Below are 19953 nucleotides of genomic sequence, written 5' to 3' on the forward strand. Positions count from 1 at the left end.
AAGGCCGGCGCAGAGGATGACCGAACGGGTTATTTGACCGCGGCTCGTTTAGCAACTTCCCGGCTGTCGCATAGCGCTACAAACCTCTGCCTCTTCCGACTTTCTTGTAGGCAATTTCCCAAGCATACTTCCGCGCCGTCTTTGTCATTGCGCTCTTGGAAATCAGTGCCTAGGCTGCCTCGGTCGCTGCATATCAGCGGTCAGGTTTGGTCACCTGGTTTCTCAAGCGCGTAAGCGTCCTTTCCGTCAGTGGTCACTTTTCGTGGTCGCTGCATCGCGTTATGGCGGCTGTGCGCGGGGCACCTTCGGGTGCGCCGGGTTGCCTTGAGACCGGTTGACCAACCTGCGTGCAGTCGCCACCCATCCTTCCACCACTTTTCGTTTGGTCACGTTCAGTGGTGAAGCCATTCTCAAGGAGTTAGACGATGACAAAGGCCGTTCCTGATCCTCCCGCCAATCCCCCTATCAGCGCCCACACCCACTTCGCCACCTGCAACGGCACCCACCCGCCTCTGTTCGCCGTATGCGAGGGCGCCCGGATGGAAGATGTGCTGGTCCACCTCACCCTGTCCCTGGCCTCGGCCTATGAAACCAACTACCAGGTCTGCGAATCGGCCAGCAAACCGATGCAGAGCCTCGCCTGGGCGACCCAGCATTCACTGGAGATCTGCCAGGCGTTGGTGGAGTCGTTGTTGAAGAGGAGTAAATAGGGCCAGCGGGCGCGTGTCCGCCTTCCAGATAGCGCGCCGCCACGCGGTGCGCACTCTGTTGTGAACAAGGGAGTCGAGCGATATTGCTGGCAATCCGGGCGGGCTGAAAGGCGGTAAGCGCTTTACGCGCCCCCGGCTCGTTTAGCAACTTCCCGGCTGTCGCATAGCGCTACAAAACCTCTGCCCCTTCCGACTTTCTTGTAGGCAATTTCCCAAGCATACTTCCGCGCCGTCTTTGTCATTGCGCTCCTGGAAATCAGTGCCTAGGCTGCCTCGGTCGCTGCATATCAGCGACCAGGTTTGGTCACCTGGCAAATCCGAAGCGCGCAGGCGCCCATCCGTTTTGGCGGGCGCTTTTTTGTGGCTGCTGCTTTATGGCTGCTGTGCGCAGGGCGCTTTTCAGCGCGCCGGGTTTGCCTCGGTTCCCGGTTGACCAACCTGTGTCACAGTCGCCACCCATCGTTTGGTCACGACGGTGTGGCGTACCCGATCAACCGAGGAGATACCCAACGAGGCCACCCAGGTCTTTCTGGGCCCCTGACCAGCATCCTTTGCGCAACACCTTCCGCATCGCTCGACAATTGACAACAGTGCGTGCAGCACCCATACCTCAGGTCCACCGCGCACTCCCGGCCGTTGCCTTGCGCTGCCCCAGCCTGGCTTCCATATGCCGGGTCCTTTTCCCCTGGGCCAGTCGCCTGCCGTTCTGGAACACCTGGATCGCAGCGTCCGCCGACAGATAAATGACCATCCCGCCCGGCAGATATTCGATCTCCATCGAGCCGCCACCCGCCCCTCCCGCCACCAGCAGCCTGACCGACGCACCGCAGTCGATCCGAAACTCGCTGGAAGCCGGTTCGATCACGAGCAGAAGGCGATCCGGGCCGCCGTTGATGAACCTGATTTCCTGCTCGTGTTTCATGGGGTATCCCTCGGGGGTCAGAAGCAGTTCAACGGCCATTCGAGGATCAGCATGTGCATGTTGACGTCGCCATCCGGCTGACCCCGCCTGGCATCGTGCAGGCCTTCACGCAGGCGGATGCGCAGGTCCTTGGCGGAACCGGACTGGACGACGTACCTGACTTCCAGGTCGAGCTCCTGGTGCTGGGCGTCATCGGCTCCGTTCCAGGCGCCGTAATGGCTATTGTCCGAACGCTGGATGTCATAGCCGAACACGTAACGGCCCATGAAGCTCAAGCCTGGGAATCCGCTGGGGGCCATGTCGAGGTCGTAGCGCAGTTGCCAGGACTTTTCATTCGGCCCATTGAAGTCGGAAGCCATGATCGGGTTGCTCAGGTAGATCGAGTTGCCGAAGGCTCCCGAGCCGTTGTTGCCGAAGCCGATGTAGTCGAACGGGGTGCCGCCGATGATCCGCTGGTAAGCAACCATCAGCCGGTGCCGGCCAAGGCTGTAGGCCAACTGGGCCGAGTAGGCCGTTGTGCGGATGTCGCCGGCATTGGCCCGGCCTTCGTCGCGGGTGTGGTAGAGGTTCAGGTCCAGGGCGATGCGCGAGCGGTCTTCACGCTCCCAAAGGTAACTGCCGCCCAGGTAGGCCTGGCGCCATAGGTCCTCGAATTGCGCGCCATACAGGCTCACGCTCCAGTCCCTGCGCTCGTAGCGCCCGCCGGCGAAGCCGACCGAGTCGGTAGGTACGAATGCATAGTTGGCCCAGAGCTCGCCTTTGTTGCTGGTCGAGGATGGTTCAGTGCCCGCCGTGAAGCGCCCCGTCTCCACGAGCAGCCCTTCGATGTCACGATTGGCCAGTAGCCACCCCGTGGCGGTACTCGGAAACAATCGGGTATCGGAGGTCGCGAAGACCGGGTTGGTCACCTGCATCTGGCCATAGCGCAGCTCGGTCTGGCCACGCCGGGCCTTGATCAACACCCCGGCCCGGCCAAAGCTGCGCTGTGCTTCCCCCTCGTGGTTCATCTGGATATTGCCGTAGCCGGCATGGCCGTCACCGCCGTCGAGCTTGAAGCCGGCGAAGCCATAAGCGTCGAGGCCGAAACCCAGCGGCCCCTGGGTGAACCCGGAGGCGAAGTTGGCCCGCATGCCCAGCGACACGTCGCGAGGGTCGCGCCGGTCATGGGCGAAACGCTGGTGTCCGTCCCCTTTCATCTGGCTATTGAGCACCGTGGACCTGCTGCCGATCACCAGATGACTGTCTTCGATAAAGCCGTTTGCAGCCTGCGAGTACGCGCTGAATAACAGCGAACACGCGAGCACGAGCCGCCAGCCGGCCGTTAAGGTTGTCATGAATCTACCCACCAGGAATCCATCGTCATTTTTGTTGTTGTCGAGAAATCGGGTGTTGCCTGTTGCGCGAACTTCTCAGTCGAGCCGCCTGCCCACGGTTTCCTTGACCATCGCCAGGCCCGCCAGGGTGGCGCACAGGCAGAGCATCACGTAGAGCGCCGGTGCGTGCTTGTCGCCGGTCAGGTCGATCAGGCCGGTGGCGAAGAACTGTGCGAAGCCGCCGAAGATGCACACGCCCAGGCAGTACACCAGCGACAGCCCGGTGGCGCGGAGCGAGCGAGGGAACATCTCGGTCAGCATGACCATCGACGGCACGGTGATCAGTACGAGCAGGAAGGTGGTGGCGAAGGACACGAACAGCAGCGTACCGAGGGTCGGGAAGTGGGTCATCAGCATGAATGCCGGGTAGATCAGCAACAGCATCGGGATGCTGCCCATGGCGATGGTGCGACGCCGTCCAATGCGGTCGCTCAGACGCCCCGCCCACAGCGACAGGACGATCTGCACCGCAGCCCCCAGGCAGGACGCACCGATGCCGGTCTGCATGGGCAGCTTGAGGATGGCGACCGTGTAGTTGGTCATGTAGTCGAGCACGATATAGCTACTGGCAGTGCCGCCGATGGCCATCAGCACCCCGGCCACCAGCGTGCGACGGTGCCGGGTGACGATCTGCTGCAGTACCGGAGTGGTTTCGTCCTGGTCTTCGCGCTGCCCGGCGGTTTCCTGGAGGTGACGACGCATGTAAACGCCGATGGGCAGGATGAACAGGCCTACGGCAAAGGGCACGCGCCATCCCCAGCTTTCCAGCGCTTCGGGGTCCAGGCCGGTGGTCAGGGCCAGGCTGATGGCCGAGCCGAGAAGAAAGCTCAGCCCCTGGCTGAAGAACTGCCAGCTGCCGTAGAAACCACGGTTATGGTCGCCGGCATATTCCATGAGCATCGCAGTGGACGCTCCGACTTCGCCACCGATGGCAAAGCCCTGGACAAGCCGGGCCAACACCACCAACACCGGCGCGGCAAGGCCGATCTGCACATAGGTCGGCGCAGTCGCCAGTACCGCCGAGCCCAGCGCCATCAGGCTCAGGGTCAGCAGCATCGCCGGCTTGCGTCCGGCACGGTCGGCATAGGCGCCGATGACGATGCCGCCCAAAGGGCGCATGACAAAACCCAGCCCGAAGGTCGCCAGGGCCAGCAACAGCTGGCTCAGTTCGCTCTGCGCCGGGAAATACTGGCGGCCGATAAGGGTCGCGAAAAAACTGAAGACGGAAAACTCGAAGAACTCCAGCGCCGAGCCGATGGTGATCGCCGCGATGGCTCGCGAGGTCAACGCTCGGGAAACCGGTGCGGCGCCGGCCGCCTGGGTAACGGTTGCAGACATGACAGGTCCTCCGCCTCGCGCTGCCGCGAGGCTGGCAAGTGGCGGCATTCAGGCCAGGAAGGTTTCGACCAGGCGTACCCAATAGCTGGCGCCAAGCGCCAGGGCTTCGTCGTTGAAGTCGTAGCCGGGGTTATGCACCATGCAGCCCCCCTCGCCGTCGCCATTGCCGATGACCAGGTAACAACCCGGGCAGTGCTCCAGGATCACGGCGAAATCCTCGCTGCCGGTCAGTGGCTGGATTTCGGCGACCACCGAGTCGGCGCCGATCCAGTCGAGCGCAACCTGGCGCGCGAACGCGGTGGGTTGTTCATGATTGAACAGCGCCGGGAAGCGCTGCGACTCGTCCACAGCCACACTGGCCCGGGCACCGAAACTCTCGGCCTGGGCCTGCGCGATCCGTGTGATGCGCTCAATGAGCTCGTCGCGCACCTCGGTCTTCAGAGCCCGCACGCTCAATTGCAGCCGGCAGTGTTCGGGTATCACATTGGGCGCGTGGCCAGCGTTGAATGCACCGACCGAGATCACACCGCAGTCCAGCGGGTCGATATTCCTGGCTACCACGCTTTGCAGGGCCATGACGATCGCCGAGCCCGCCAGGATCGCATCCACGGCCTTGTGCGGCATGGCACCATGGCCGCCGACGCCGTGGATGTCGATGGTGACCGTATCGGTCGAGGCCATGAACGGCCCGGTGCGAAAGCCGAACGTACCGACCGCGAGGCCGGGCATGTTGTGCATCGCGAATACCGCATCACAGGGAAAGCGTTCGAACAGCCCGTCCTCCAACATGCTGCGCGCGCCGCCGTCACCCTCCTCGGCGGGCTGGAAAATCACGTTCAGGGTGCCATCGAAGTTGCCGTCGGCAGCGAGGTACTTGGCCGCCGCAAGCAGCATTGCGGTGTGCCCGTCATGACCGCAGGCATGCATCTTTCCCTCGAAGCGGCTGGCATAGGGCAGCCCGGTAAGCTCCTCGATCGGCAGAGCGTCCATATCGGCACGCAGGCCGATCCGGCGCTGGCCGCTACCGCGTTTCAGCTGGCCGACTACACCGGTCCTGCCGATACCGCGGTGAACGTCATAGCCCCATTCCTGGAGCTTCGACGCAACCAGGTCACTGGTGGCGAATTCCTCGAAACTCAATTCAGGATGGGCATGCAGGTGCCGACGCACGCCGATCATTTCTTCTTCGATGGCCTTGATACCAGGAAGTACTGCAAAGTGGCTCATGAGGTTTCCTTCTTGTTGTTCTGCGCATGGCTGGGCATGCTTGCGGCCATCATAAAAAACCACCCCGCACCCCGGGCAGCCGCAAAGAGGTTGGCCTGAAAACCAGGGGTTTACGCCGGAACGTCCTCGTCTCATGAAACTGCACCAACTCCAGGCCCTTGTGTCCATTGCCGACAACGGCAGCATCCGCGCCGCCGCACGCAAGCTCGGTATCTCCCAGACTGCGGCGGCCAAGGCGCTGCGCGAGCTTGAGGGCGAGTTGCAGTTACCCTTGCTCAACCGCAATGCCAGCGGCGTGGGCTTGACCCGCTATGGCAGGTCGCTGCTGACCCACGCCCGGCAGATGCTCGAGCAAATGGGGCGCGCGCAGCAGGAACTGGCCCACCTGAGGGGCGAGACCGAAGGTCATTTGCGCTTCGGGATCTCGCCCTGGATGGGCATGACCTTGCTGCCGGAAGCGGTGTGCCTTTTTCGCCAGCAGATGCCGGGCATTCGCCTGGAGATATTCGAAGGCCTGATGGCCGTGACCCTGCCACGACTGCGCGAAGGCACCATGGATTTCGCCATAGGCCTGGTCTCCGCCTTGCTGCCACGACCGGAGTTCTCCTGCGAACCCCTGTTGTCGTATGAAATGTCGGTCATCGCCCGCAAAGGCCATCCGCGAATGGCGAGCCGCTCGATCCACGAACTGCTGGACCAGGACTGGGTGGTCAATTATCCGGACACCAGCCAGGACGATTTCATGCACGAACTCTTCTGGCAGCATGATGCGCAGATCCCGATCAACCAAATCCAGCGTGCCCAGTCGCTGCAGTTGATGCTCTCGCTGATGGAGCAGACCGATATGCTGGGTTACTGCCCCAAGCCCATGCTGACGGTGCCTATGTACAAGGAGCGTATCGTTCGCCTGGACCTGGCCGAGGAGTTCGCCACCGACACCATCGGCATCGTGACGCCGCGCAATGCGCAGCTCGGGGCAGCCGCCCAGGTCTTCGTCGACTGCCTGCTCCAGACGATCCGCCGGCGCTCGCGCTCGTCACGAGCGCAGGACACCGTGTTGTTCGACACGCTGGAACTGCTGGTCTGAAAGCGGTTTTTCGATGACGAAGCACACCCGGCTATTACCCGACGGATCGCCGTCGCGTCGCCACACCAGGCCCAGACCGCCTTATCGGGTGCTGTTGACCAGGCGCTAACACATAGCGGAGGAATGACTCAGCAGAAGAGGAACGCTGCCGAAGATGTCAATTGACATCCTGGCTGGATGATAACTAACATCCACACCAGCAAGACCCCAACCCACCCGCCACAGGACCGGGATCCATGAATCTCCAATCCGTCTTCGACTACACCAGTCCCTACGCCTATCTCGCCAACACGCGCCTGCCCGGCCTCGACCATCCCGTCGAGTACCTGCCGGTCGATATCCTCTTCGTGATGAAGCAGATCGGTAACCAGCCCTCGCCCGCGTGCCCACCGAAGGCCCGTTATTCCGGCATCGACGCGGCCCGTTGGGCAGCCCTTTACCAGGTGCCTTTCGCCCCGAATCGCGCCTTGTTCCAGGCCATGCGCGAAGGCCGGCTGGATAACGCCCTGCTGGTGCGCATTGCCGTCGCTGCCCAGCAGGCCGGCGTGTTCGAAACCCTGCACCCTGCCCTGTTCGCGGCGGTCTGGGCCGGCGGCGACGACCTGGCCAGCGCGCAAGGCCGGGACGCTTTCCTGCGTAAGCTGGAGCTGGATGCCGACCTCTGGCAGCTCGCCGACAGCCCGCACGTGCGCGAACGCCTGGCCGCCAACAACGCGCGGGCCATCGAGCGCGGCGTTTTTGGCGTGCCGACCTTTTTCTGCGATGACGAAATGTTCTTCGGCAACGACCGCCTCGATTTCGTCCGTGCCGCCATTGCCCAATCCAAAGGAGCCTGAACCATGACCACCAAGAAACTTGCCATCGTCACCGGCGTCGGCCCGGGTACCGGCGCCTCCATCGTCCGTCGCCTGGTGGCTGACGGCTACCGCGTGGCCATGCTGGCGCGCAACGTCGAACGTCTTGCCGCCCTGCAGGGCGAACTGGCGGACACCCATGCTTTCCCGGTGGACGTCAGCGATAGCGCGCAACTGCAGCGCACGCTGGAGCAGATCCAGGCCGAACTGGGCGACGCCGATGTGCTGGTGCATAACGCCGTCGGCGCCACCTTCGGCAATTTCCGCGAAATCGATCCGCAGGCCCTGGAAGCCAACTTCCACACCAATGTCATGGCCCTGCTGCAGCTGGCTCGCACGCTGTCCCCGGCAATGGTGGAAAAGGGCCAGGGCGCGATCATCGTCACCGGCAACACCTCGGCCTTGCGCGGCAAGGGCCATTTCGCCGCCTTTGCCCCAACCAAGGCGGCGCAGCGCATTCTCAGCGAGTCGATCGCCCGCGACCTGGGCCCCAAGGGCGTGCATGTGGCCTACCTGGTGATCGACGCGGTGATCGATGTGGAATGGACCCGCAAGATGCACCCGACCAAGCCGGACGCGTTCTTTATCCAGCCGGACGATATCGCCGGCGAGGTCGGCCATCTGATCCAGCAACCCCGCAGCGCCTGGAGCTTCCTGAGCGAAGTGCGACCATTCGGGGAGACCTGGTAAGCCGTAGCCCGGGGGCGGTGCTATCATCCGCCCCCGGACCACGCAGGAGACCGCCACCATGGGCCATTCCCAAGCCAGCAAGCAGAGCACCCACGAACGTATCGTCGCCATCGCCGCCGAGCGTTTCTGCGAGCTGGGCCTCGACGGCCTGAGCATTGCCAACCTGATGAAGGAAGCTGGCCTGACCCATGGCGGCTTCTACAAGCATTTCGACTCCCGCGACCAGTTGGTGGCGGAGGCGCTGGACGCAGCGTTCAAGCGCTCGGAAGACCCGCAACGTAGCCACCGGGCGAATTTCCCCACCCTGGTCAGCGAATACCTGAGCCCCGAGCACCGCGACGGCGTCGGCACCGGGTGCGCGGTCGGTGCGCTGGTCAGCGATATCGGTCGGGTCGAGGGCGAGGCCCGCGAGCTGTACACCAACAAGCTGCGCGCCAACATCAAGGGTATCGCCCGCCTGCTCGGCGGTGATGATGAGGAAAAGCGCAAGCAGGCCATGGTCGCCTTCAGCGCCATGGTCGGCGCCCTTGGCCTGTCCCGGGCCTGCGCGGATGACGCGCTGTCGCGAGAAATCCTGACAACGGTGCAAGCGTTCCTCCTCGCCAGCTTCGGCGAAGACTGACGCCCCCCTCTACACTCTCCTGACAATCACCAGGAGAGCGTGGCATGAATGACACAGAAGTCCTGATCATCGGCGCCGGCCCCACGGGCCTGGTGCTTGCCCTGTGGTTGAGCAGGCTGGGCGTCAAGGTCCGCGTTGTCGACAAGGCGACCGGCCCCGGCACCACCTCCCGCGCCCTGGCGGTCCAGGCGCGCACCCTGGAACTGTATCGCCAGTTGGACCTGGCCGACACGGTGGTCGAGCGCGGCCATCAGGTGCCGGCGGCCAATCTGTGGGTCAGGGGGCAAAAGGCGGCGAAGCTGTCCTTGCAGAACATCGGCGCTGGCATGACGCCCTACCCCTTCCTGGAAATCTACCCGCAGGACGAACACGAGAAGCTGCTGATCGAGCGCCTGCAAGGCTTCGGCGTCGAGGTGCAGTGGAATACCGAACTGCTCGAACTGGGCCAGGACGAAGAGCAGGCCGTGGCCCGCTTGCGCCTGCCCGATGGCCACGAAGAAGACTGTCGCGTGCCTTACCTGGCCGGCTGCGACGGGGCCCGTTCGGCGGTGCGCAAGGCCCTTGGCATCGGCTTCCCCGGCGGCACCTACCAGCAGGTGTTCTATGTTGCCGATGTGCAGGCCTCGGGGCCGGCGCTGGACGGCGAACTGCACGTGGACCTCGACGAGGCGGACTTCGTCGCGGTCTTCCCGCTGGCCGGCGCGGGCCGCGCACGGCTGATCGGCACGGTGCGCGACGAACGTGCCGAACATGCGGAAAACCTCACCTTCGAAGATGTCAGCAGCCGTGCCATCGAGCACATGCAGCTCCAGGTCGAACAGGTCAACTGGTCCTCCACCTACCGTGTGCACCACCGCGTGGCCCAGCAGTTCCGTCGCCACCGCGCCTTCCTGCTCGGCGACGCCGCCCACGTGCACAGCCCGGCCGGCGGCCAGGGCATGAACACCGGGATCGGCGACGCCATCAACCTGGCCTGGAAGCTCGCCAGCGTGTTGCACGGCAAGGCCACCGACGAACTGCTCGACAGCTTCGAGATCGAGCGCAAGGCGTTTGCCGAACGCCTGGTCGCCACTACCGACCAGGTCTTCAACTTCGTCAGCGCCAATGGCCGTATCGCCAATCTGCTGCGCACGCGCCTGGCACCGGTGCTGCTGTCGCGGCTGATGGCGATGGGCAAGGTGCGCAGCTTCATGTTCCGCACGCTGTCGCAGATCGGCCTTAATTACCGCCTGATGCCCCTGAGTTTCGGCACGGCCGGGCACGTGCATGGCGGCGATCGGCTGCCCTGGGCCCATGATGAGACGGCAGACAACTTCGCCGAACTGGCACGGCCTTGCTGGCAGGTGCATGTCTATGGGCTTGCCGGCAAGGACCTGACGGGCTGGTGCGCGGCGCGGCAAATCCCTTTGCAGGTGTTCGCCTGGAGCCCGGCCCATGAAGCCGCCGGGCTGGCGCGCAACGCGTTCTACCTGATCCGCCCCGACAGCTACGTGGCGCTGGCCGAGGCGTCTTCTTCCACCGCCGCGCTGGAGCGCTACTTCACCGAGCGCTCGCTGAGGCCCTGCTGAACCCCGAAGAACCGCCAGGTGGCGTACAGGCACAGGACCAGGCCGGCCACGGCCAGCGAACCGCCGACGCCACCGATCCAGGCCAGGCCGACCTGGCTCACCACGATGCTGCCCAGCAGCGCCCCGCCGCCGATACCAACGTTGTACAGGCCGGAGAACATGGCCATGGCCACGTCCGTAGCATCCGACGCCAATTGCAGCACCTTGGACTGCAAGGCCAGGCTGAAGCACATGATCGCCATGCCCCACAGCGCGCACAGGGCGCAGAGCAACCACGGCACCCCGGCCAGCGGCAGCAGCAACGACAGGGAAACGGCCAGCGCGGCGATGGCGGCGATCAGGAAACCGCTCGGGAAACGCTCGCTGAAGTGGCTGAACAGGAACGAGCCGAAGATCCCTGCACCACCAAATACCAGCAACAGGATGGTGGTCATCTCGCTGCTCAGCGCCGCCACTTCCCGGGCGAACGGCTCGATATAGCTGTAGCCGGTGAACTGCGCGGTGATCACCAGCACCACCAGGGCGTACACCGACATCAGCGCCGGACGCTTGAGCAGGATCGGCAGGCTGCGCAGCGAGCCGGAGTTCTGGCTTGGCAGCAGCGGCAGCGAACGCAGCAGCCACAGCAGCGTCGCCACCGAGACCACGGCGATCCCGAGGAAGGTGGTGCGCCAGCCCAGCGCTTCACCCACCACCCGACCGAGCGGGATGCCGAGGACCATCGCCAGGGTGGTGCCGGTCGCCAGCAACCCCAGCGCCTTGGCCTGCTTGCCCGGCGGCGCCACGCGCACCGCCAGCGACGCGGTGATCGACCAGAACACTGCATGGGCCAGGGCGATGCCGACCCGGCTGACCAACAGCATGCCGAAGCTGGTGGCCATGCTCGACAGCACATGGCTGACGCTGAACAGCACGAACAGCAGGCCCAGCAAGCGGCGGCGCTCGATATTGCGGGTCAGCAGCATCATCGGCAGCGACGTCAGCGACACCACCCAGGCATACACCGTGAGCATCAATCCGACCTGGGACGCCGGCATATCGAAACTGCGCCCGATATCGCTGAGCAACGCCACCGGGACGAACTCGGTGGTGTTGAAGATAAAGGCGCCGAGGGCCAGGGCGAAGACACTGAGCCAGCTGCCGCTGCGGGTTTCTGTGGGGCTGATCATGCGCGGGGAAAGGCTCCTGGAAAGGCTGAATCGCGGACGTGACGAAGGCATCCATGACCCTGAGGGTCGGATGTGCCTTACGGTCTTTGTAGGAATGATGGCCGGAGTCTACGTGAGCCAACCCCCTGTCGCAAACGCCTGGCACAGGCTTTTGTCTTGGACGCCAAAACCAGGCGCCAGAATTCCGCCAGTTCTCTGCGCCGCTGCGGAAAATTATTCATCGCCGCTGAAAGCATCGGAATAGAGCGAAAGAAGCCACTCATACACATATTGAAACAACTACCGTGATGGCTTTTTGACGGAGCCCAACGCCGCTGCGCTATACCTGAAAAAACTTCACTTCCTCAAGCAGCCTGTTGCGGAGGCTCTATGCACGCCCTGATCGCCCGACTCCAGCGCAAGGGACTGCGCCGCACCCTCCTCACCCTGTGGCGCCGCCACATATTTTTCCACTGGGAGCTGCTGTGGATGGAACGCGACCTGGCGACACCGGTCGGCCCGCACAGCCTCAAGGACCACCCGCCGGTGCGCCTGGAGACCATCACCGAAGCCAATGCCGATGCCTTCGCCCGTCATTTCGGCGATCGCGTCGGGACCATGCGCGAACTGGCCCGCGAAGGGCATGTCGGGCACATGTACCTGGATGACACGGGCGACGCGGTGGCCTTTATCTGGGCCAGTACCCGCGACTATCACGACCGTCATTACTACGGCTGCACCTTCCCGGTGGCGCCGGGGGACTTCTTCGAATTCGGCGGGGAAATGATCCCCGCCTACTTCGGCACCCGGCTCTCGGTGGATGCCCAGGTCGGCCTATGGCAAGCCATGCAGGCACGTGGCTGCAGCCGGGTGGTGGATGTGGTGGAAACCCACAACGTGCCGGCCCTCAAGCTGCACCTGCGCATGGGTTACCAGGAGCAAGGCCGGGTAATGCACGTGTACGGGCTGTTCGGGCGCTGGAAGCTGTTTCGCCAGAGCCGTTACAGCGGCTCGCGGCTGGTGCCGCTGTGCAAGACAAGGGCGCAGTCGGTGAAGGTGGAGATGGCCTGACAGATGATTTCAGGTGATCCCTGTGGGAGCTGGCTTGCCAGCGATAGGGCCGGCAAGAGCAGTGATGTTGCCTGATCTGGCCTCATCGCTGGCAAGCCAGCTCCCACAGGGTTCTCGGCTCACCTCAGGAGTTGTGCAACCCGCTCCGCCGGCAGCCAGTTCACTTGACATTGGCCTGAACATCAGCAGCTTGCACAAATCACTGTGGGAGCTGGCTTGCCAGCGATAGGGCCGGCAAGGGCAGTGATGTTGCCTGATCTGGCCTCATCGCTGGCAAGCCAGCTCCCACAGGGTTCCCGGCTCACTTCAGGAATTGTGCAACCCGCTCCGCCGGCAGCCAGTTCACTTGACATTGGCCTGAACATCAGCGGCTTGCACAAATCACTGTGGGAGCTGCCAGCGATAGGGCCGGCAAGGGCAGTGATGTTGCCTGATCTGGCCTCATCGCTGGCAAGCCAGCTTCCACAGGGCCTGCAGTGTTCTTTGGAACAGCAGGCACCGATCCTCACCGCGATCTGTTCTGCGCGCGACAGTACGGCCTGCAAGGGCATTTACCGCCCCATCATTCCAGAGTGATTTTCCCCGCCTCGATCACCTCGCCCCAGCGCTTGCCATCCTCGGCGATCAATTCGGCGAATCCGGCAGGCGTGCCTTGCTCGACGCTGATGCCGTTCTGGGCGAAGCGCTCGGCGGTTTGCGGCGACCTGGCAATGACGCCAATGGCCCCGCTCAACTTTTCCACCAGTTCCGGCGCCGCGCCCTTGGGCAATACGATGCCGAACCAGCCCGAGGCGACGAACCCCGGCAACCCGGCTTCGGTGGCGCTGGGCACGCCGGGCAGCAGCGGCGAGCGCTCGGCGCTGCTGAGCACCAGGCCCTTGAGCTTGCCGGCCTGGATCTGCGGGGCGAGAACGGTGAGGGTGTCCACCGCCACGTCTACTTCGCCGCCGAGCAGGCCGGTCACCGCCGGAGCGCTGCCTTTGTAGGGCACATGCAGCAGGTCGGTGCCGGACAGGTGCTTGAGCAGCTCACCGGAGAGATGGCAAAGCGTGCCATTGCCGCACGACGAGTAGCTCAACGCCCCCGGCCTGGCCTTGGCCTCGGCGATCAGCGCCGGCAGCGAGTCGATCTTGCTCGATGCCTGCACCGCCACCACGTTCGGCACCGAGGCCACCACCGCCACCGGCACGAAGTCCTTGACCGGGTCGTAGCGCAGGTCCTTTTGCAGGTTCGGCAGGATGGCCAGTTGTCCGGCCGTGGCCAGGGACAGGGTGTAGCCATCGGGCTTGGCCTTGGCCACCGCTTCGGCGGCGATCGCCGTGCCGGCGCCGGGCTTGTTGTCCACCACCACCGGCTGGCCCAGCGATGTGGAAAGCTGCTCGGCGTAGTAACGGCCGATGGTGTCCGCCGCACCACCGGGCGGGAATGGCACCACCAGGGTCAGCGGTCGACTCGGGTAGTTGTCGGCCTGGGCCAGGCCGGTGATGCCCAGGGCCAGGGCGGCCAGGGCGAAGGTGACGGAACGGGCAAGTTTCATGGAGCAATTCCTGGACGAGGGGGAGAAGAAAGTCAGTCTTCGCTGAAGGCCACCTGGCGGGTGGCGCGCAAGCGTGGCGAGCACATCAACAGCACCACCAATGCGGTGACGATCAGCAGGGTCAGGCTCAAGGGCCGGGTGAAGAACACCGTGGGATCGCCACGGGACAGCAGCATCGCCCGGCGCAGGTTCTCTTCCATCAGCGGGCCGAGCAGGTAGCCCAGCAGCAGCGGTGCCGGCTCGCAGCGCAGCTTGATGAACAGGTAGCCGAGCAAGCCGAAGGCCACGGTCAGCAGCACGTCGAACAGGCTGTTGTTGACGCTGTACACGCCAATGCAGCAGAACAGCAGGATCGACGGGTACAGCAGGCGATACGGCACCGCCAGCAGGCGTACCCAGATGCCCACCAACGGCAGGTTGAGCACCAGCAGCAACAGGTTGCCCAGCCACATGCTGACGATCAGGCCCCAGAACAGCTCGGGGCGTTCGTCGATCACCTGGGGGCCGGGGACGATACCGTGGATCATCATCGCCCCGGCCATCAGCGCCATCACCGCGTTGGACGGCAGGCCCAGCACCAGCATGGGGATGAAGGACGTCTGCGCCCCGGCATTGTTGGCCGACTCGGGCCCGGCAACCCCTTCGATAGCGCCCTGGCCGAAGCGCTCCGGCTCCCTGGCCAGGCGTTTTTCGATCATGTACGAGGCGAAGGAGCCGAGCATCGCCCCGCCGCCGGGCAAGATGCCCAGCAGCGAACCGAGCCCGGTGCCCCGCAGGATCGGCTTCCAGCTGCGCCGGTAGTCGTCCCGCGACGGCATCAGGCTGCCGACCCGGGCCACCTGGGCCTTGCCGCCGTGATCGCGCTCGAGGTTGGCGATGATCTCGGCGATACCGAAGATGCCCATCGAGATCACCACGAAGCTGATGCCGTCGCTCAACTCGGGTATGCCGAAGGTAAAGCGCTCGACCCCGGAATTCACATCGGTGCCGACCAGCCCGAGAAGCAGCCCGAGCAAGGTCATGGCGATGGCCTTGAGTACGTCGCCTTGGGCCAGGACGATGGCCGCTACCAAGCCCAGCAGCATCAGCGAAAAATATTCCGCAGGGCCGAATTTCAAGGCGGCTTCCGCCAATGGCGTGGCAGCGGCGGCCAGCAGCAGGATCGCCAGGCTGCCGGCAACGAACGAACCGATCGCCGCGATGGCCAGCGCCGCTCCCGCCCTGCCCTTGCGCGCCATGGCATGGCCGTCGAGGCAGGTCACCACCGAGGAGGACTCGCCGGGCAGGTTGACCAGGATCGCGGTGGTCGAGCCTCCATATTGGGCGCCGTAGTAGATACCGGAGAGCATGATCAGCGCCGCCGACGGGGTCAGGCCGTAGGTGATCGGCAGCAGCATGGCGATGGTCGCCACCGGCCCCAGCCCCGGCAGGACGCCGACCAGGGTGCCGAGGGTGACGCCGACGAAGCAGTACAGCAGGTTGTTCAGGGTAAAGGCCGCTTGCAGGCCGATCGCCAGGTGATCGAGCAGTTCCATGGCGCGCCCTCAGACCGGCCAGGCCGGCAGGTTGAGGCCCAGGCCCCAGGCAAACACCGCCACGCTGAACAGCCCCAGCACGCAACCGAGCACGGTCAGTTCGCCAAGGTGGGCGCGGCGCCGGGCCAGGCCGCTGAGCAGGGTCATGAGCAAGGTTGACAGGGCCAGGCCCAGGCTTGGCAGCAACAGGGCGAAGGCCACCACGCTGCCGCCTATGGACAGCCCGGGCCGGGCCTGGAACAGCTCGCCCAGCGCCACCCTTTCCCGCGACGACGCCAGGCCGCGTACCAGCAGGACCGCCCCCAGCACACACAGCGCCAGGCTGACCAACCAGGGGAAGTAACCGGCGCCCATGCGCATGGCAGTGCCGCTGGCGTAGTCGCGGCCGATCAACAGGCCGGCCAGGCCGAAGCCGAGAAACAGCAGGCCGGCCAGCAATTCGCGGGCATCGGGAATCAGTCGGGTACGCACGGGGCTCTCCAGGTGCCAGTGTCCGGCACTGTGGTTGACGATCCGCGCGTGCGGTCTCGTGGGGGCTGAATGGAATGGATCAGGCCAGTCGGGCAGCGACCTTGGCCCGGGTCAGCGGCAGCAATTCGCGGCCATAGTCCTCGGCATCGACCACCGGGTCGAAGCCACGGATCAGGAAGGTTTTCACGCCCAGGTCGTAGTAGGCCAGCAAGGCATCGGCCACCTGTTCGGGGGTGCCCACCAGCGCGGTGGAGTTGTGCCCGCCGCCGACCAGCCCGGCGATCCCGGTCCACAGCCGTTCATCGACCCGCTCGCCCTTGGCCACGGTGTCGAGCAGGCGCTGGGCGCCGACGCTCTGCGGCTTGTTGGCGATCACCGGGCCGGAGCGCTCGATACGCTGGCGCGCCGTGCCAAGAATGCTTTCGGCCTTGGCCCAGGCGGCCTCCTCGGTGGCGGCGATGATCGGCCGGAACGACACGCTGAACTCGATCTCGCGACCGTGGCGAGCCGCCTCGGCACGCACCGCGGCGATGGTCTCGCGGGTCTGCTCCAGCGATTCGCCCCACAGGGCGAAGACATCGGCATGCTTGCCGGCGACCTGCAGCGCGGCCGCCGAAGAACCGCCGAAATACACCGGCAAGTGGGGTTTCTGCAGGGGCTTGATCGCCGAGAAGGCTTTTTCTGCCTGGTAATAGGTACCCGCGTGGTCGAATGGACGTTCCTCGGTCCAGACCTTGCGCACCACCTCGAGGAACTCGTCGGTGCGGGCGTAGCGCTGGTCGTGCTCGAGGTAGTCGCCGTCCTTGCGCTGCTCGACGTCGTTGCCGCCGCTGATCACATGCAGGGCCAGGCGCCCGTCGAGCAGGTGCTCAAGGGTCGCCAGCTTGCGTGCGGCCAGGGTCGGGGCGACGAAGCCCGGGCGGTGGGCAAGCAGGAAGTGGATCCTGGACGTCGCCAGCCCGGCCAGGGCGGTGACCAGGAAGCCGTCCGGCTGATCGGACCAATAGCCCACCAGGACACGGTCGAAACCCGCCTCTTCATGCACCTGGGCGAAACGGGTGATGTACGCCTTGTCGAAGATCGGGCCGCTGGCGTCGATGGTTTCCGATGACAGCCGATGGCCGATCATGCCGATGAATTGCACGCTCATGCTGGATCTCCCTGAAGGCGGACGGTTATAGGAACGGGGATGTTCAAAACGATCGCTTATAAGCTAACGGTCGCACCGTCCGCTGTGAAATTCTTTTACGGCATAAGCTAATTCAAAAAATAAAGAATAATCTTTTATCTTTAAAATTCTTGTTTCGCATATTAGCTTATGCGGAATTCGAATTTTGAGAATGATCCTGCCGTTGCTAGGGTTCCTTGAAACCGCAGCCTGAGCCTTGAAAAATGACCCATCCCCTACGTCTCGACCGCCTGCGCCGGTTCATCGGCGACCTGGCCGAACTGCTGGAGCAGGAACACGAAGAAGCCGCCATCCTCGATCGCGGGCAGAACCTGTTGCAGCAATTGGTAGCCCATGATGACTGGCTGCCCCCGGAGCTGGCCCAACCCAGCCCCGAGCGTTATCAGCAGTTCCTCCTGCACGCCGATTCACGCCAGCGCTTTTCGGTGGTGAGTTTCGTCTGGGGCCCGGGGCAGCGCACGCCGATCCACGATCACCGGATCTGGGGCCTGATCGGCATGCTGCGCGGCGCCGAGTATTCCCAGGGCTTCGCCCGCACCGAAAGCGGCGCGCTGATTCCGGCGGGCGACGCCGTGCGCCTGGAGCCCGGGCAGGTCGAAGCGGTGTCGCCGCGTATTGGCGATATCCATGAAGTGCGCAATGCCCACGACGACCAGGTATCCATCAGCATCCACGTGTATGGCGCCAACATCGGCGCGGTAAAACGTGCCGTGTACCTCGCCGACGGCAGCGAGAAACCCTTTATCTCCGGTTATTCCAACACCCGCCTGCCCAATATCTGGGACCTGTCCAAAGAGAACCCTGCCCCATGAGCACCGCGACTACCCGCTCCTACGCCGAGCTGCGCCAGCACCTGCTGGCCAAGGACGAACTGGCCCTGATCGATGTGCGCGAGGAAGCGCCCTTCGCCCTGGAGCACCCGCTTTTCGCGGCCAATATTCCCCTGTCGAAACTGGAAATCGAGATCTATGCCCGGGTGCCGCGCCGCGATACCCAGGTGACAGTCTACGACGATGGCGAAGGCCTTGCCGCGCTGGCCGCCGAACGCCTGCGCGAGCTGGGCTACAGCGACGTGGCCCTGCTCGAAGGCGGCCTGGCAGGCTGGCGCGAGGCCGGCGGCGAGCTGTTTCGCGACGTCAATGTGCCGAGCAAGGCCTTTGGCGAGCTGGTGGAAGCCAAGCGTCACACGCCGTCGCTGGCCGCCGAAGAGGTCCAGCAACTGCTCGATGAACAGGCCGATGTGGTGGTGCTCGATGCCCGCCGTTTCGATGAATACCAGACCATGAGCATTCCCGGTGGCATCAGCGTGCCGGGGGCGGAACTGGTGTTGCGCGTGGCCGAACTGGCGCCGGATCCGAACACCCGGGTCATCGTCAACTGCGCCGGCCGTACCCGCAGCATCATCGGCACCCAGTCGCTGGTCAACGCCGGCATTCCCAACCCGGTCTCGGCCTTGCGCAACGGCACCATTGGCTGGACCCTGGCCGGGCAGCAACTGGCCCATGGCCAATCGCAACGCTTCGCCGAGGTCGGCGACGAGACGCGCGCCAGCGCCGCACGCCGGGCCCGTGCGGTAGCGGACAAGGCCGGGGTGGCACGCATTTCCAGGGACACCCTGGCGGCATGGCAGGCAGAGGCTCATCGCACCACCTACCTGTTCGACGTGCGCACCCCCGAGGAATACGCTCGCGGCCACCTGCCCGGCAGCCGTTCAACGCCGGGCGGGCAACTGGTCCAGGAAACCGACCACAACGCCAGCGTACGCGGCGCGCGTATCGTGCTGGTGGACGACGATGGCGTGCGCGCCAACATGAGCGCTTCCTGGCTGGCCCAGATGGGCTGGGAGGTGGCGGTACTGGACGGTCTGCGCAAGAGCGATTTCAGCGAGACCGGCGACTGGCAGGCGCCACTGCCGGAACTGCCGCAGCCACCGTCGATCCAGGGCGGTGAATTGCAGCAATGGCTGGACGCTGGCGACACCGTACTGCTGGATTTCACCACCAGCGCCAACTATGTACAGCGGCATATCCCCGGCGCGCATTGGGCGATTCGTGCACAACTGGCCCAGGCCCTGGAAAAACTGCCGGTGGCCGAGCGCTACGTGGTGACCTGCGGCAGCAGCCTGCTGGCGCGCTTCGCCGCCGTGGACCTGCAGGCGCTGACGCGCAAGCCGGTATTCCTGCTCGAAGGCGGCACCGGACGCTGGATCGCCGAAGGCCGACCGCTGGAGCATGGCGAAACCAGCCTGGCGGTACCGCGCAGCGACCGTTATCGCCGGCCCTATGAAGGCACGGATAACCCGCGCGAGGCGATGCAGGGGTACCTGGACTGGGAGTTCGGCCTGGTGGAGCAGCTGGGACGGGATGGGACCCATGGGTTCTTCGTGATCTGACACACCACCTATCCAACCCCCTGACAACAATCCCTGTGGGAGCTGGCTTGCCAGCGATAGGGCCCTAGAGAACAACGGTGTTCTTACTGGCCTCATCGCTGGCAAGCCAGCTCCCACAGGGTTTTTTGCAACTCATTAATAATCATTTTTTGCATATTTATGATTATTTATAATTCAAAAAAAGAATAATATTTATATTCCAAAAAAGAATTTCCAATC

At 64.3% G+C, this 19953-nt stretch carries 18 protein-coding genes; 9 read left to right on the forward strand and 9 right to left on the reverse strand.

Features of this window, described 5'->3' with window-relative positions; translation table 11 throughout:
- Positions 1–425: 425 nt before the first annotated feature.
- A complete protein-coding gene (locus N7650_RS22810) occupies positions 426–710 on the forward strand; it encodes a hypothetical protein (protein WP_279900120.1) in 285 nt (94 codons plus the stop codon).
- A 610-nt stretch (positions 711–1320) separates the two neighbouring features.
- Here the strand turns inward: N7650_RS22810 and N7650_RS22815 are convergent.
- The 4 genes from N7650_RS22815 to N7650_RS22830 form a co-directional block, all read right to left on the reverse strand.
- Positions 1321–1632 carry a hypothetical protein gene (locus tag N7650_RS22815; RefSeq protein WP_037060780.1) on the reverse strand — a complete coding sequence of 104 codons (312 nt, stop codon included), beginning with the start codon at positions 1630–1632 and terminating at the stop codon, positions 1321–1323.
- Between the two features lie 17 nt (positions 1633–1649).
- Entirely contained in the window at positions 1650–2966 is a 1317-nt protein-coding gene (locus tag N7650_RS22820) for an OprD family outer membrane porin (RefSeq protein ID WP_279900121.1), read from the reverse strand.
- A gap of 75 nt (positions 2967–3041) precedes the next feature.
- Entirely contained in the window at positions 3042–4343 is a 1302-nt protein-coding gene (locus tag N7650_RS22825) for an MFS transporter (protein WP_279900122.1), read from the reverse strand.
- A 48-nt stretch (positions 4344–4391) separates the two neighbouring features.
- Positions 4392–5570, reverse strand: coding sequence for a M20 family metallopeptidase (locus N7650_RS22830; protein ID WP_279900124.1), 1179 nt, complete (start codon positions 5568–5570; stop codon positions 4392–4394).
- A gap of 133 nt (positions 5571–5703) precedes the next feature.
- Here N7650_RS22830 and N7650_RS22835 point away from each other — a divergent pair, with 133 nt between their 5' ends.
- The 5 genes from N7650_RS22835 to N7650_RS22855 all read left to right on the forward strand — a co-directional run bounded on the left by N7650_RS22835 (position 5704) and on the right by N7650_RS22855 (position 10391).
- Positions 5704–6657, forward strand: coding sequence for a LysR substrate-binding domain-containing protein (locus N7650_RS22835; protein WP_279900125.1), 954 nt, complete (start codon positions 5704–5706; stop codon positions 6655–6657).
- Between the two features lie 236 nt (positions 6658–6893).
- On the forward strand, positions 6894–7493 hold the full coding sequence (locus N7650_RS22840; protein WP_279900126.1) for a 2-hydroxychromene-2-carboxylate isomerase: 600 nt from the start codon (positions 6894–6896) through the stop codon (positions 7491–7493).
- 3 nt (positions 7494–7496) lie between these two features.
- The gene (locus N7650_RS22845) at positions 7497–8201 is read left to right on the forward strand and encodes an SDR family NAD(P)-dependent oxidoreductase (protein ID WP_279900127.1); all 705 of its coding nucleotides are present in this window, start codon (positions 7497–7499) and stop codon (positions 8199–8201) included.
- A 58-nt stretch (positions 8202–8259) separates the two neighbouring features.
- Complete coding sequence (locus N7650_RS22850; RefSeq protein ID WP_009401401.1) at positions 8260–8823, forward strand: TetR/AcrR family transcriptional regulator; 564 nt, start codon at positions 8260–8262, stop codon at positions 8821–8823.
- 44 nt (positions 8824–8867) lie between these two features.
- Complete coding sequence (locus N7650_RS22855) at positions 8868–10391, forward strand: FAD-dependent oxidoreductase (RefSeq protein ID WP_279900128.1); 1524 nt, start codon at positions 8868–8870, stop codon at positions 10389–10391.
- On the opposite strand, the gene N7650_RS22860 is transcribed toward N7650_RS22855, so the two are convergent.
- Positions 10358–11560 carry a sugar transporter gene (locus tag N7650_RS22860; RefSeq protein ID WP_009401398.1) on the reverse strand — a complete coding sequence of 401 codons (1203 nt, stop codon included), beginning with the start codon at positions 11558–11560 and terminating at the stop codon, positions 10358–10360. The two genes, N7650_RS22855 and N7650_RS22860, sit on opposite strands and share 34 nt — an antisense overlap.
- 369 nt (positions 11561–11929) lie before the next feature.
- Here N7650_RS22860 and N7650_RS22865 point away from each other — a divergent pair, with 369 nt between their 5' ends.
- Positions 11930–12610 carry an N-acetyltransferase gene (locus tag N7650_RS22865; RefSeq protein ID WP_279900131.1) on the forward strand — a complete coding sequence of 227 codons (681 nt, stop codon included), beginning with the start codon at positions 11930–11932 and terminating at the stop codon, positions 12608–12610.
- Positions 12611–13172: 562 nt separating this feature from the next.
- Here the strand turns inward: N7650_RS22865 and N7650_RS22870 are convergent.
- From N7650_RS22870 to N7650_RS22885, 4 genes are all read right to left on the reverse strand, one after another.
- On the reverse strand, positions 13173–14147 hold the full coding sequence (locus N7650_RS22870; protein WP_064303473.1) for a tripartite tricarboxylate transporter substrate binding protein: 975 nt from the start codon (positions 14145–14147) through the stop codon (positions 13173–13175).
- 32 nt (positions 14148–14179) lie between these two features.
- On the reverse strand, positions 14180–15682 hold the full coding sequence (locus N7650_RS22875; protein ID WP_009401392.1) for a tripartite tricarboxylate transporter permease: 1503 nt from the start codon (positions 15680–15682) through the stop codon (positions 14180–14182).
- 9 nt (positions 15683–15691) lie between these two features.
- Entirely contained in the window at positions 15692–16153 is a 462-nt protein-coding gene (locus N7650_RS22880) for a tripartite tricarboxylate transporter TctB family protein (RefSeq protein ID WP_009401390.1), read from the reverse strand.
- Between the two features lie 79 nt (positions 16154–16232).
- Positions 16233–17303 carry an LLM class flavin-dependent oxidoreductase gene (locus N7650_RS22885; protein ID WP_064303471.1) on the reverse strand — a complete coding sequence of 357 codons (1071 nt, stop codon included), beginning with the start codon at positions 17301–17303 and terminating at the stop codon, positions 16233–16235.
- 242 nt (positions 17304–17545) lie between these two features.
- On the opposite strand from N7650_RS22885, the gene N7650_RS22890 reads away from it, so the two are divergent.
- Both N7650_RS22890 and N7650_RS22895 read left to right on the forward strand, forming a co-directional pair.
- Entirely contained in the window at positions 17546–18154 is a 609-nt protein-coding gene (locus N7650_RS22890; RefSeq protein ID WP_279900136.1) for a cysteine dioxygenase, read from the forward strand.
- Positions 18151–19734 (forward strand): rhodanese-related sulfurtransferase, encoded by a 1584-nt coding sequence (locus tag N7650_RS22895; protein ID WP_279900138.1) that lies wholly within the window; start codon positions 18151–18153, stop codon positions 19732–19734. The genes N7650_RS22890 and N7650_RS22895 overlap by 4 nt, the downstream gene beginning before the upstream one ends.
- Positions 19735–19953: the final 219 nt, after the last annotated feature.

Origin of the sequence: Pseudomonas sp. GD04058, from assembly GCF_029836855.1 — a bacterium.
Classification (GTDB): Bacteria; Pseudomonadota; Gammaproteobacteria; order Pseudomonadales; family Pseudomonadaceae; genus Aquipseudomonas; species Aquipseudomonas bharatica.